Source organism: Kribbella rubisoli (assembly GCF_004217145.1).
GTDB classification, from domain to species: Bacteria; Actinomycetota; Actinomycetes; order Propionibacteriales; family Kribbellaceae; genus Kribbella; species Kribbella rubisoli.
Window position 1 is genome coordinate 704,855 of record NZ_SHKR01000012.1, and the last position, 13,029, is coordinate 717,883.

The following is a 13,029-nucleotide window of genomic DNA, read 5'->3' on the forward strand; positions in this document are numbered from 1 at the left end:
CACCGTGTCCGACGTTAGGGTCGTCCCGGAGTCCAAGAGGGGCGACCGCAGTGCGGTCCTGACCAGCGCGTCCGGCACCAGGTGGACCACTGGGTACGGGCACAGCGGCCCGGTCCTGGAGCAACTCGCCGATGGCGACCGGGTGACGGGCACGATCTGGCGAGGCCGGCTGACCGAGATCACGGGCCACGGCGCCGCCCAGGAGACCAGGAGGGCTCCGGTCAACGGGAGCGGACCCGACATTCTGGCGCTGGTCCTGGCATCCAGCGGCCTGGTCACGATCTTCGTCTGCGGCTGGCGGCTGCGACGCGGCCGTGCGACCCCGGAGATGGAGGCCGCCTTCGTCGTCGCCATCGGGCTGCTTCTCCTGGGGCTCTTCTCTGAGGTTCTACTGCTGATCCTCGCCGAGGTCCTGCCGTGGGACGTGGCCGACCACTTCTGGCTGTTCGCTGCCGTCTTTGTCGCCGGTGCCGCCGGGATCGCTGTTTGGCAGCGGCGGAGCTTCAACGCACCGCCGAGCCTCCCCGGGATTCCGATCTAGGCGTACACCTCAGGGCTCGAGGGTGCTCGTGATGGTCCAGAGGAGGTTGCGCATGATGCGGCGGTCTTCGGGGGAGAGGGCGGCGAGCGCTCGGCGGCCGGCGCGGTCGTAGATCTCCTGGACCGTGTGGGCGAGCTCGACTCCGCGGTCTGTCAGCTCGATGCCGACCTGGCGGGCGTCGGCCGCGCTCTTCACCCGGCGCACCAGGCCGGCGGCCTCCATCCGCTGGGTGGTCTTGGTCGCGGTCGGTACTTCGACGTCGAGCACCTTCGCGAGTTTCGCCACCGGAAGCGAGCCGTGATGCAGCAGCTTCGCCAGCACCAACTCCTGCCCGGTGTGCAACCCGCTGCCCGCCAGCTCTTCGGCCACCGCCTTCCGCGCCGCCCGCTCCGCAAACCGCAGCGCGACCAGCACATCCGCCTCATCAGCGGGCGCGTCCGCCGACCATCCCGCCTGGCCGGGTGCAGTGCTCATGTGTGGCTCCGGGGGTGGAACGGGTTGCGGGCGTCGTAGTCGCCTTCGTACTCGGTCGGGATGGCCGGCTCGCCGCGGCTCAGCTGGCTGGCGGAGCGGGGGAGCTCGTCGCGGACCTTCTGGTGGAACGCCTGCGACTCCTCCGGCGTGGTTCGGCCGACGATCTTCCCGGCCTCGACCAGTTGCTTGAGCAGCAGCCGGTCGTCACCGTCGTCGACCGGCTGCTCGCCGACCCCGATCAGCTCGAGCTCCGCGACCCCGGCCGGCGTACGGCGCCGCAGCGCCCACTTCCGGCCGCCGATCGAGATCTTGTCCGGGCTCTTCTTCGCGACCGGGACCAGCGTGCCGCTCTCGTCCTCGCGGGCGACCAGCTTGTACACGAATCCGCAGGTCGGGTACCCGGACCCGGTGACCAGCGACGTACCCACGCCGTACCCGTCGACCGGCGCCGGGGCGAGCGCGGCGATCTGGTACTCGTCCAGGTCGCTTGTCACGATAATCCGGGTCTTGGCCGCGCCGAGCGAGTCGAGCAGCTCTCGGACCTGACCGGCCAGCGAGGGCAGGTCGCCCGAGTCCAGTCGGACCGCGCCCAGTTCGGGGCCGGTCAGCTCGATCGCGGTCCGGACGGCCTCGGCGACGTCGTACGTGTCGACCAGCAGGGTTGTGCCCTTGCCGAGCGCGTCGACCTGGGATCGGAAAGCGTCCCGCTCGCGGTCGTGGAGCAGCGTGAACGAGTGCGCCGCCGTACCGGTGCTCGGGATGCCGAACCGGCGGGCCGCCTCCAGGTTCGAGGTCGCGGTGAAGCCGGCGATGTACGCCGCCAGCGCGGAGGCGACCGCGGCTTCTTCGTGGGTACGCCGTGAGCCCATCTCGATACACGGCCGCCCACCGGCCCACCAGGTCATCCGCGAAGCGGCCGAGGCGACTGCGGAGTCGTGGTTCAAGGTGGAGAGGAAAACGGTTTCCAGGAGGACTGCCTCGGAGAACGAGGACTCGACCACCAGCACCGGGGAGCCCGGGAAGAAGATCTCGCCGTCGGCGTAACCGGAGATGTCGCCGGTGAACCGGTAGTCGGCCAGCCAGTCCCGGGTAGCCTGGTCCACGACGCCGCGATCGGCCAGGAAGGCGATCGTCTGCTCGTCGAAACGGAACCGCTCGAGCGCGTCGAGCAGCCGGTTCACGCCGGCCACCACGCCGTACCGGCGGCCGTCCGGCAGGCGGCGGGCGAACAGCTCGAAGACCGAGCGGCGTTGCGCCGTGCCGTCGGCCAGGCTGGCCTGCAGCATCGTCAGCTCGTAGTGGTCCGTGAGAAGTGCCGTCGAGTGGGGCGCGGTGTCTGTCACAGGGGCAGCCTATTGCGAGACTCGAACCGATGATGGGGAGAATGGACGGGTGAGCACCGCACCGAGCGAGTTGGACAGCCCCGAGGTCACCGAGGCGATCCAGCTGAGCCCGCCCTGGATGACGATCGTCTGGAACGATCCGGTGAACCTGATGGACTACGTCACGTTCGTGTTCCAGACGTACTTCGGCTACTCCAAGCAGAAGGCGGAGAAGCTGATGCTGCAAGTGCACCAGGAAGGCAAGTCCGCGGTCTCGAACGGCAACCGGGAAGCGATGGAACGCGACGTGGAAGCGATGCACTCCTACGGCCTGTGGGCCACCTGCGAGAAGTCGTGACCCGGTTCCGCAAGCGCCGCAAGACCGTCGTCGTCAGTTTCGCCGAACACGAGGCGGACATCCTGGCGAACCTGCTCCGCAACCTCGTCGAGCTCCTGTACGACGGCCTGCCCCCGCGCTCGGCCGAGTCGTCGGATCCGCTCGCGGCGCTGCTGGAGTCGGACGGGCCGACGTCGCCGCCGGAGGACGTCGTACTGCAGCGGCTGCTTCCGGACGCTTACAAGACCGACGACATGGCGTCGTCGGAGTTCCGCCGGTTCACCGAGCGCGGGCTGCGCGAGGGCAAGGTGACCGACGCGAAACGGGTCCTCTCGGCCCTGGAGGAGTCCGGCGCCGACGAGATCGCGCTGGAGCCTGACGAGCAGCTCTCGTGGCTCCGCGCGTTGAACGACCTGCGCCTGGCCATCGGTACGCGCCTCGACATCAAGGACGAGGACGACTACACCACCTGGGAAAAACTCCCCGACGAAGATCCTCGCCGCCTCACGTACGACCTGTATGACTGGCTCGGCTACCTACAGTCAGCCCTCCTCCACAACATGCGCTGACCAAAGGACACCGCTGGTGGAGTAACGCAGGCTCCGTTGGGTGCTGCGTAGCATGCGCTAGGTGAGCTATCCGAAGGTTGGGGTGCCGGACTTTCCCGGGGTCGAGCGTGGGGTGCTCGAGTACTGGGACGTCGACGGGACGTTCAGGGCGTCGTTGAAAGGTGAGGACGAGTTCGTCTTTTATGACGGGCCGCCGTTTGCCAACGGGTTGCCGCATTACGGGCATTTGCTGACGGGGTATGTGAAGGATGTGGTGCCGCGGTACCAGACGATGCGTGGGCATCGGGTGGAGCGGCGGTTCGGGTGGGATACGCATGGGTTGCCGGCTGAGTTGGAGGCCCAGCGGGTGCTCGGGCTGAAGACGAAGGCGGAGATCCTGCAGCTGGGGATCGAGAAGTTCAACGACGCGTGCCGGGCGTCGGTGCTGAAGTACACCGACGAGTGGCGTTCGTACGTGACTCGGCAGGCGCGGTGGGTGGACTTCGACCACGACTACAAGACGCTGAATCCCGACTACATGGAGTCGGTGATCTGGGCGTTCAAGACGCTCTACGACAAGGGCCTGGTGTACGAAGGGCTGCGAGTCCTTCCGTACTGCTGGAACGACGAGACGCCGTTGTCCAACCACGAACTGCGGATGGACGACGACGTCTACCAACCGCGGCAGGACCCGTCGGTGACGGTCGCCGTCGAGCTGGAGACGGGCGAACGGCTGCTCGCCTGGACGACTACGCCGTGGACGTTGCCCAGCAATCTGGCGATGGCGGTGGGGCCGGATCTCGACTACGTCGTGGTCGACGATTCCGAGGGACGTCCGACGATCCTCGCGGACGCGCGCCTGGCGGCGTACGCCGACGGCGCCGGCCTGGGCACCGAGGTGCGTCGGCGCTTCAAGGGCACGGACCTGATCGGGCTTCACTACACCCCGCTGTTCGACTTCCTCGCCGGGACCGACAACGCCTTTCAGGTGATCGCGGCCGACCACGTCACCACCGACGACGGTACGGGCGTGGTGCACATGGCACCGGCGTACGGCGAGGAAGACCAGCTCGCCTGCGACGCCGTCGGGATCCCCACGGTGCTGACCGTCGATGACGCGGCGCATTTCACCGCGGTCGTTCCGCCGTACCAAGGTCTGCATGTCTTCGAGGCGAACCGGCCGATCATCCGCGACCTGCGCGCCGCCGGGGCCCTGGTGCGTGAGGACAGCATCGTGCACAGCTACCCGCACTGCTGGCGGTGCCGGAATCCGCTGATCTACAAGGCGGTCTCGAGCTGGTTCGTCGAGGTGACCCGGATCCGGGACCGGATGGTCGAGCTGAACGAGCAGATCACCTGGGTGCCGGAGCACGTCAAGCACGGGCAGTTCGGCAAGTGGCTGTCGAACGCGCGCGACTGGTCGATCAGCCGGAACCGCTTCTGGGGTTCGCCGATCCCGGTCTGGCGGTCGGACGATCCGGCGTACCCGCGGATCGACGTCTACGGCTCGATCGAGGAGCTGGAGCGGGACTTCGGGGTGGAGGTCCGCGATCTGCATCGGCCGTATGTCGACGAGCTGACCCGGCCCAACCCGGACGACCCGACCGGGCGGTCGACGATGCGGCGGGTGCCGGATGTGCTGGACGTGTGGTTCGACTCGGGGTCGATGAGTTTCGCGCAGGTGCATTACCCGTTCGAGAACACCGACTGGTTCGAGGAGCACTTCCCGGGCGACTTCATCGTCGAGTACATCGGCCAGACGCGCGGCTGGTTCTACACGATGCACGTGCTGGCGACGGCGTTGTTCGACCGGCCCGCATTCAGGTCGTGCCTGAGTCACGGGATCGTGCTCGGCAACGACGGGCAGAAGATGAGCAAGTCGCTGCGGAACTACCCGGACGTCACCGAGGTCTTCGACCGCGACGGCGCGGACGCGATGCGCTGGTTCCTGATGTCGAGCCCGATCCTGCGCGGCGGCAACCTGATCGTCACCGAACAGGCCATCCGCGACGGCGTCCGCCAGACCTTGATCCCGCTCTGGAACGCCTGGTCGTTCTTCACCCTGTACGCCAACGCCGCCAACACCGAAGGCACCTGGTCGACCACATCGCCGCACGTCCTGGACCGCTACCTCCTCGCCGGCCTCCGGACGCTGGTCGTCGACGTCCAGACCCACCTCGACAACTACGACATCGCGTCCGCCTGTGACGCGGTCCAGGGCTACACCGAGATCCTGACCAACTGGTACATCCGCCGCTCGAGGGACCGCTTCTGGTCCGGCTCGCAGGACGCGATCAACACGCTCTACACCGCCCTCGAGGTCTTGTGCCGTACGGCGGCACCGCTGCTCCCGCTGGTGACCGAGGACATCTGGCGCGGGCTCACCGGTGAACGGTCGGTGCATCTGACCGACTGGCCGTCGTACGCCGAACTCCCGGACGATCCTGAGCTGGTTGAGCGGATGGAGCGCGCCCGTGAGGTGTGTTCGGTCGCGTCGTCGATTCGGAAGGCGAGCGGGATCCGGGCTCGGCAACCGCTGCTCAAGTTGACCGTGGCAACGTCCGCGGATCTGCAGGCGCTGGTGCCGTTGATCGCCGCCGAGGTGAACGTTCGGGACGTCGTGCTGACCTCGGCCGACTCGGTCGATGCGCCGGTATCGCAGCGGTTGACGGTCAATGCGCGCGCCGCAGGTCCGCGGCTCGGTCGCGACGTACAGCAGGTGATCAAGGCGTCGAAGAGCGGCGACTGGTCGGTTTCGGCCGATGGCCTAGTAGTTGCTGGTGGCATCGAATTGCAGGACGGCGAGTACACGCTGGAGACCACGCTCGCCGACGGGCATGAGGCGAGCGCGCTGCTTCCGGGCGGCGGGTTCGTCGTACTGGACACCACCGTCACGCCCGATCTGGAAGCGGAAGGTGTCGCGCGGGACGTCGTACGGGCGATCCAGCAGGCGCGGCGTGATGCCGGGTTCGAGGTGACGGATCGGGTCCGGCTGACGGTTACCGCGGACCCGTCGACGGCGGCCGCCGTACAGACGCATCGTGAGCTGATCATGAGCGAGACGTTGGCGACTGAGCTGGAGGTTGTGGAGGGCAGCGAGCTGACGGTCGGCGTGAGTGCTTAGGGTTGCGCTCATGGAGACGCGGAGGCTTGGACGGACCGGTCGGGACGTGGGCGTGGTCGGGCTCGGTGCGTGGCAGTTGGGCGCGGACTGGGGCGCGGTGGACGAGAGCGACGCGCTCGGCGTACTGCAGGCGGCGATCGAGGGCGGCGTCACGTTCATCGACACCGCGGATGTGTACGGCGATGGGCGGAGCGAGCGGCTCGTCGGGCAGGTGCTGAAATCGCACGACGGGCTGACCGTCGCGACGAAGATGGGCCGCCGGGTCGAGCAGGTGCCGGAGAACTACACGCTTGAGAACTTCCGCGCGTGGAACGACCGCTCCCGCCAGAACCTCGGCGTGGACACGATCGACCTGGTCCAGCTGCACTGTCCGCCGACGCCCGTGTACTCCAGCGACGAGGTGTTCGACGCGCTCGACTCGATGGTCGACGAGGGTCGCATCGCGGCGTACGGCGTGAGCGTCGAGACCTGCGCGGAGGCCCTCACCGCGATCGCGCGGCCGAACGTCGCGTCGGTGCAGATCATCCTGAACGCGTTCCGCCTGAAGCCGCTCGACGAGGTGCTCCCCGCGGCCGCCGCGGCCGGTGTCGGCATCATCGCGCGGGTCCCGCTGGCCAGCGGCCTCCTGTCCGGCAAGTACGACGAGCACACCACGTTCTCAGCCGACGACCATCGCACGTACAACCGCCACGGCGAGGCCTTCGACGTCGGCGAGACCTTCTCCGGCGTGGACTTCGCGACCGGCCTGGAAGCCGTCCGCCGCCTGATGCCCTGGCTCCCCGCCGGCGCCACCATGGCCCAGTTCGCCCTTCGCTGGATCCTCGACCAACCCGGCGTCTCGGTCGTCATCCCCGGCGCCCGCAACCCCGCGCAGGTAGCCGGCAACGTCTCGGCGGCCGCCCTCGCCCCGCTCACCGACGACCAACTGACCGCCGTGCGCGACACCTACGACGAGCTGATCCGGCCGCAGATCCACGACCGCTGGTAACGCTCTGTCCAAATCGTGGACCGACTTGGCGGTTGGCGGGGTCGGTCACGCGGTCGCCGTACCGTGGAGGCGTGCTGGTCATCGAGAAGGAGACGTACGACGCGATCGTCGCGCATGCCCGGAAAGATCATCCGGACGAGGCGTGCGGAGTGGTTGCGGGGGCGGAGGGGTCGGATCGGGCTACCCGGTTCATCCCGATGCTGAATGCGGCGATGTCGCCGACGTTCTACGAGTTCGACTCCGGGGACCTGTTCCGGCTGTACAAGGAGCTCGACGAGCGGGACGAGGAGCCGGTGGTGATCTACCACTCGCACACCGCCACCGAGGCGTACCCGTCACGCACCGACATCACCCTCGCGCAGGAGCCCGGCGCGCACTACGTGCTGGTGTCGACGCGGGACGGCGCGGACGCCCCGGCGTACGACGGGCCGGTCGAGTTCCGCTCGTACCGGATCGTCGACGGCGAGGTCACGGAAGAAGAAGTACGCGTGGTTGGTTCCTATACAGAAACCCTTGAAGGAGAAGACTGAGATGGCGATCGAGCTGCGCGTGCCGACGATCCTGCGCACCTACACCGGCGGGGCGAAGGCTGTTACCGGCGACGGTACTGACCTGGCCGCGTTCATCGACGACGTGAACGGCAACCACCCGGGCCTCAAGGAGCGCATCGTGGAGGGTGAGCCGGAGGAGCTGCGCCGGTTCGTGAACGTCTACGTGAACGACGAGGACGTCCGGTTCACCGGTGGCCTGAAGACCGAGGTCAAGGACGGCGACGTCGTCGTCGTACTTCCGGCGGTGGCCGGCGGCTCCAAGAGCACGGTCTGACGATGCGCTTCGACAGCCTGCTCGACTCGGTCGGCGGCACCCCGCTGGTCGGTCTCCCGAAGCTGTCGCCGTCGGGTGATGTGCGCCTGTGGGCCAAGCTCGAGGACCACAACCCGACCGGCTCGATCAAGGACCGGGCCGCGCTGCGGATGCTGCTGGACGCGGAGAAGGACGGCCGGCTCCGCCCGGGCAACACGATCCTCGAGCCGACGTCGGGCAACACCGGGATCTCGCTGGCGATGGCCGCCAAGCTGCGCGGCTACCGGATGGTCTGCGTGATGCCGGAGAACACCTCCGAGGAGCGCCGCCAGATCCTGCGGATGTGGGGCGCCGAGATCATCTCGTCCCCGGCCGCGGGCGGTTCCAACGAGGCCGTGCGGGTGGCGAAGCAGGTCGCGGAGGACCACCCGGACTGGGTGATGCTGTACCAGTACGGCAACCCGTCGAACGCTCTTGCCCACTACGACGGCACCGCGCGCGAGATCTTCGACGACCTCCCGTCGGTGACGCACTTCGTCGCCGGCCTCGGCACGACCGGCACGCTGATGGGCGCCGGCCGGTTCTTCCGCGAGCACAAGCCCGAGGTGAAGATCGTCGCCGCCGAGCCGCGGTACGGCGAACTCGTCTACGGCCTGCGCAACCTCGACGAGGGTTTCGTCCCCGAGCTGTACGACGAGACGCTGATCGACGCCCGTTTCTCGGTCGGCCCGCGCGACGCCGTCCGCCGGGTCCGCGAGCTGCTCGACAACGAAGGTATCTTCGCGGGCATCTCGACGGGCGCGATCCTGCACGCCGCCCTCGGCCAGGCGGCCAGGTGCGTGCGTGACGGCGAGACCGCGGACATCGCGTTCGTGGTCGCGGACGGCGGCTGGAAGTACCTGTCCACCGGCGCCTACGAAGGCACGATCGACGAGGCCGAGGATCGCCTCGAGGGCCAGCTCTGGGCCTGACGCAGGGGTGAACGGTGGGGCCGGGCCGGCGGGCGGAGGGCCGGTCCGTGCCTTTTGTTGCCTTTGGCACCTACCTACTGTTGTTTGAAGAAGAGCTTGCGGCCCAGCCGGGGCTGGATCCCGCGGCCCTTGCAGCTGCTGCAGGGGCGTTGGGCGTAGCTGAAGATGCTGCCGTGGTGCCGGCCGGCACCTTTGCATCGGCCGCATTTCGCGTTCGGGTGCAGGGACAGTGAGACGACGTACAGCGCGAACGCTGCCATCAGGAGCAGCACCAGCATGCCGGTCGGCCCGATGGCCGTCAGCACGTCTGCGGCAGTGCCCGTGTTCGAATCCGTGGCCTGACTGGCCGCCTGTCCTGCAGCGGTCACGTGGTCAGGCTGTGGAGTTGGTGCGGTGCCCAGTACCACCGCGAAGTGGTGCGCCAAGTTCATGGCATCACGAGGGGCGGTCGAACAAACATCGCTCCAGAGTGGCGTGCATCACGCGAAAAGGCAATTCCATAACGTAAAGATGTGGATAACCTCGGCGTGTCTCCTGGTGAGGTTAGGTAAGGCTCCCTTCGGGTCTGCCCGTCCGCGGACCTGTATAAGCTTTCACCCGTGGCAGACGCACCGGTGGGGATCTTCGATTCAGGCTTCGGGGGACTCACCGTCGCCCGCGCGGTTCTCGATCAGTTGCCGCACGAACCGATCCTGTATCTCGGCGACACCGCCCGCCAGCCCTACGGTCCGAAGCCGATCGCCGAGGTGCGTGAGTACGCGCTCGAGTGTCTCGATCACCTGGTCGAGGCCGGCGTGAAGATGCTCGTGATCGCCTGCAACTCCGCCAGCGCCGCGATGCTGCGCGACGCCCGCGAGCGGTACGACGTACCGGTCGTCGAGGTGATCCTGCCTGCGGCCCGGCGAGCGGTTGCCGCGACGCGCAATCAGCGTGTGGGCGTGATCTGCACCAGGGCAACAGCTCAATCGCTTGCGTATGAAGACGGTTTCGCCGCGGCGCCGCAGATCGAGCTGTTCACGCAGGCGTGCCCGAAGTTCGTGCCGTTCGTCGAGGCAGGCGTGACGTCCGGGCCCGAGCTGATCGAGGCCGCGCACGAGTACCTCGACCCGATGGTGGAGGCCGGCGTCGACACGCTGATCCTCGGCTGCACTCACTACCCGCTGCTCACCGGCGTGATCTCGTACGTGATGGGTGACAACGTCACCCTGGTCAGCAGCGCCGACGAATGCGCCAAGGACGTGTACAGCATGCTCACGAAAACGGGCCTGCTCCGCCCGGACAACCTGCCGGCTCCGCAACACCGCTTCGTCACGACCGGCAGCCCGGACGAGTTCGCGGCGATCGGCTCGCGCTTCCTCGGACCGGTCCTGTCGAGCGTCGACCAGTTCGCCTGGGTCCGCTGAAGTGTGACCTGGGTCGCACCCGGATGTTGTCTCCGGCATCGGTCGACCGCGGAACGCCTGTGTGGCAGGCGGATCGACGCGTCGGCCTTGCCTGCAAACGTCGGAACTCGCCGGTAGTGTTCCAAGTATGAAGCTCACCGTGATCGGTTGCTCCGGGTCCGTGCCCGGGCCGGACTCGGCCGCCTCGAGCTATCTGGTCACTGCCGACGGGTTCAACCTGATCCTGGATCTCGGCAGCGGTGCGCTCGGCTCGCTCCAGCGGCACCTCGCCGTGCCGGAGATCGGGGCGATCGGCCTGTCCCATCTGCATCCTGACCACTGCATGGATCTGTGCGGTCTGTACGTCGCGGCGAAGTACGCGCCGGGCGCGCCGATCCCGCGGATCCCCGTCTTCGGCCCACCCGGGACTGCGCAGCGGATGGCGCTCGCCTACGACCTGCCGCTCGATCCGGGGATGGAGGAGCAGCTGGACTTCTACGCCTGGCAGGAAGTCCAGACCGTCGGGCCGTTCACGATCAGGACCGCGCCGATGGTGCATCCGGTGCCGGCGTACGCGATCCGCGTTGAGCACGGCAACAGGTCGCTCGTCTACACCGGCGACACCGGGCCGAACGACGCGTTGATCGATCTCGCCCGCGGCGCCGACGTGCTGCTCTCCGAAGCGGCGCTCCCGGACAACGACCCGCACAATCCGATTGACCTGCACCTGACACCGGCGGATGCTGGCGAGCATGCGAAGAAGGCCGGCGTGAAGCGGCTCGTGATCACCCACGTCCCACCCTGGTACGACCGCGTCACCCAGGCCGAGAACGCCCGCCGCACCTTCTCCGGTCCGGTCGAGATCGCCACGCCTCATGCCGTTTTCGACATCTGACGGCGTGCGGTTGTGGACCGCAACCACCGGCACGGCCACGTCCAGACCGGCTGTTGTGATCCTGCACGGCGGGCCGGGTCTCTGGGACGACTATGCCGTGCTCGCGGAGATGATCGACGACCTCACCGTCGTCCATCGCTTCGACCAGCGCGGCTGCGGCCGGTCCGATCCGTCCGAGCTTCAGACCATGGCCCGGCACGCGCAGGACATCGACGAGCTCCGCGCGTACTTCGGCCATGAGCGGATCGTTGTCCTCGGCCACTCCTTCGGCGCGACGCTCGCCCTGCTGTACGCCGGGACGTACGGCGATCAGACAGCGGGTCTGATCTACCTCGGCGGCGTCGGCATCGGCGATTGGAGTACGCCGTCCCGCGCGGAGCAGCTGCGCCGGATGACCGCGGAGCAGATCGCGCAGCTCGACGAGCTCTCCGGCCGCCAACGCAGTCCGGCCGAGGAGACCGAGTTCCGGATGCTGTCGTGGTTCACCGACCATGCCGACCAGGACCGCGCGATGGAGTGGGCCTACCGGAGCGCCTCGGTGGATCTCCCGATCAACTTCGCTGCCAACAGGGCGCTCATGGTGGACATCCGGAGTTGGCCGGACGAATTCCTCCCGGGTCTGGCCGCCGGTCTCGAGTGCCCGGTCACGTTCATCCACGGCGACGGCGATCCGCGGCCGGTGTCCACCGTGCAGGACCTGGCTGCGCACGTCCCGCATCACACGTTCGAGCTGATCCCGTCCGCCGGGCATTCGCCCTGGCTGGAGCAGCCGGACCTGTTTCGGAGTGTGCTGCGGCGCGTCGTGTCAGGCGAAGAAGGCGCGTAGCGACTGAGCGACCTCGGCCGGGCCGCCGTCGTCCGTGGGGCCGGAGTGGTCCAGCTTGGGGATCGTGATCCGCTTCGAGCGGGGCAGTACGCCGGTCAGTGCCTCCAGCGAGCGCTCGAAGTACGCCGGACTGCGCGATCCGCCGAGCAGGAGGACGTCCGCGTCGATCGTCGCGTAGTCGTCGATGGTGTCCGCGAGTTGCCCGACGAGCTGCATGTCTGCGGACATGGTCGGGACGAGGTCCGGGATCGGCACGTTGTCGCCGACTGCCTTGCGCTGGAACCGGAGCGCGAGGTTCATCGGCGGGACGAGGATGAACCGCGGGACTGTGCGGAACACGCGATCCGCTTCGAGACCCTTGAGCACGCTCACCAGCGCCGCCGCGACCTTGCCGTCGGCGAGCTCGCGGCGGTACCGCGGCAACCACTCGACGGGGACCGAGTCGTGGATGGACAGCGGCGGCTCGTAGAGCGCGAGCTTCTCGATCGCCGGCGTCACGCGCGCCGTACGAAGGCCGATCAGCGCACCTGAGCTCAGTCCGAAGACCCGCGACGCGCCGGTTTCCTTGAGGAGCGCCTGCAGGTCCTCGACCTCACGCTCGATCCCGTAGTCGGCGCCGTGCGCTCCGCTCAGACCGCGTCCCCGGCGGTCCGGCACGGTGACGGTGAAGTCATCCGCCAGCGCCTCGGCCAGCTTCATGAAGTCCTGCGCGGCGAGCATCGAGCCGTGCAGCAGGACCACCCCCGGCCCACTTCCGAACTGACGAAAGCCGATCGTCGTGCCATCGGCCGACACCACAGATCCCTTGCGATACATC

The 13,029-nt window shown here is 68.0% G+C and carries 15 protein-coding genes; 11 read left to right on the forward strand and 4 right to left on the reverse strand.

The features are described 5' to 3' along the window. Window positions 1-4 precede the first annotated feature (4 nt). Window positions 5-541, forward strand: coding sequence for a hypothetical protein (locus tag EV645_RS17555; protein ID WP_130444960.1), 537 nt, complete (start codon window positions 5-7; stop codon window positions 539-541). A gap of 9 nt (window positions 542-550) precedes the next feature. On the opposite strand, the gene EV645_RS17560 is transcribed toward EV645_RS17555, so the two are convergent. Together EV645_RS17560 and EV645_RS17565 are read right to left on the reverse strand one after the other, a co-directional pair. Then, window positions 551-1,015: a MarR family winged helix-turn-helix transcriptional regulator gene (locus EV645_RS17560; RefSeq protein ID WP_130444961.1), complete on the reverse strand. Its 465-nt coding sequence runs from the start codon at window positions 1,013-1,015 to the stop codon at window positions 551-553. Continuing rightward, on the reverse strand, window positions 1,012-2,301 hold the full coding sequence (locus EV645_RS17565) for a nicotinate phosphoribosyltransferase (protein WP_198681742.1): 1,290 nt from the start codon (window positions 2,299-2,301) through the stop codon (window positions 1,012-1,014). Before EV645_RS17565 ends, EV645_RS17560 begins: the two co-directional genes overlap by 4 nt. 106 nt (window positions 2,302-2,407) lie before the next feature. Here EV645_RS17565 and clpS point away from each other — a divergent pair, with 106 nt between their 5' ends. The 7 genes from clpS (at window position 2,408) to EV645_RS17600 (ending at window position 9,109) form a co-directional block, all read left to right on the forward strand. Beyond that, window positions 2,408-2,695 (forward strand): ATP-dependent Clp protease adapter ClpS, encoded by a 288-nt coding sequence (clpS, locus tag EV645_RS17570; RefSeq protein WP_130444963.1) that lies wholly within the window; start codon window positions 2,408-2,410, stop codon window positions 2,693-2,695. Continuing rightward, window positions 2,692-3,243: a DUF2017 domain-containing protein gene (locus EV645_RS17575; protein ID WP_130444964.1), complete on the forward strand. Its 552-nt coding sequence runs from the start codon at window positions 2,692-2,694 to the stop codon at window positions 3,241-3,243. The genes clpS and EV645_RS17575 overlap by 4 nt, the downstream gene beginning before the upstream one ends. Before the next feature lie 61 nt (window positions 3,244-3,304). Beyond that, the gene (gene ileS / locus EV645_RS17580; RefSeq protein WP_130444965.1) at window positions 3,305-6,346 is read left to right on the forward strand and encodes an isoleucine--tRNA ligase; all 3,042 of its coding nucleotides are present in this window, start codon (window positions 3,305-3,307) and stop codon (window positions 6,344-6,346) included. A 10-nt stretch (window positions 6,347-6,356) separates the two neighbouring features. Continuing rightward, window positions 6,357-7,334 (forward strand): aldo/keto reductase, encoded by a 978-nt coding sequence (locus EV645_RS17585; RefSeq protein WP_130444966.1) that lies wholly within the window; start codon window positions 6,357-6,359, stop codon window positions 7,332-7,334. 71 nt (window positions 7,335-7,405) lie between these two features. After that, a complete protein-coding gene (locus EV645_RS17590; protein ID WP_130444967.1) occupies window positions 7,406-7,864 on the forward strand; it encodes a M67 family metallopeptidase in 459 nt (152 codons plus the stop codon). Window position 7,865: 1 nt separating this feature from the next. Next, window positions 7,866-8,159: a MoaD/ThiS family protein gene (locus tag EV645_RS17595; RefSeq protein ID WP_130444968.1), complete on the forward strand. Its 294-nt coding sequence runs from the start codon at window positions 7,866-7,868 to the stop codon at window positions 8,157-8,159. A 2-nt stretch (window positions 8,160-8,161) separates the two neighbouring features. After that, complete coding sequence (locus EV645_RS17600) at window positions 8,162-9,109, forward strand: PLP-dependent cysteine synthase family protein (protein WP_130444969.1); 948 nt, start codon at window positions 8,162-8,164, stop codon at window positions 9,107-9,109. 74 nt (window positions 9,110-9,183) lie between these two features. Here the strand turns inward: EV645_RS17600 and EV645_RS17605 are convergent, their stop codons facing one another. Next, complete coding sequence (locus tag EV645_RS17605) at window positions 9,184-9,477, reverse strand: hypothetical protein (protein ID WP_242000480.1); 294 nt, start codon at window positions 9,475-9,477, stop codon at window positions 9,184-9,186. A 231-nt stretch (window positions 9,478-9,708) separates the two neighbouring features. Here EV645_RS17605 and murI point away from each other — a divergent pair, with 231 nt between their 5' ends. From murI to EV645_RS17620, 3 genes are all read left to right on the forward strand, one after another. Further along, window positions 9,709-10,512, forward strand: coding sequence for a glutamate racemase (gene murI / locus EV645_RS17610; RefSeq protein ID WP_130444971.1), 804 nt, complete (start codon window positions 9,709-9,711; stop codon window positions 10,510-10,512). A 127-nt stretch (window positions 10,513-10,639) separates the two neighbouring features. After that, the gene (locus EV645_RS17615; protein WP_130444972.1) at window positions 10,640-11,386 is read left to right on the forward strand and encodes an MBL fold metallo-hydrolase; all 747 of its coding nucleotides are present in this window, start codon (window positions 10,640-10,642) and stop codon (window positions 11,384-11,386) included. Beyond that, window positions 11,367-12,212 (forward strand): alpha/beta fold hydrolase, encoded by an 846-nt coding sequence (locus EV645_RS17620; RefSeq protein WP_130444973.1) that lies wholly within the window; start codon window positions 11,367-11,369, stop codon window positions 12,210-12,212. Before EV645_RS17615 ends, EV645_RS17620 begins: the two co-directional genes overlap by 20 nt. Here EV645_RS17620 and EV645_RS17625 read toward each other — a convergent pair. Then, entirely contained in the window at window positions 12,192-13,028 is an 837-nt protein-coding gene (locus tag EV645_RS17625) for an alpha/beta fold hydrolase (protein WP_130444974.1), read from the reverse strand. The genes EV645_RS17620 and EV645_RS17625 overlap by 21 nt on opposite strands. Between the last annotated feature and the right edge of the window lies 1 nt (window position 13,029).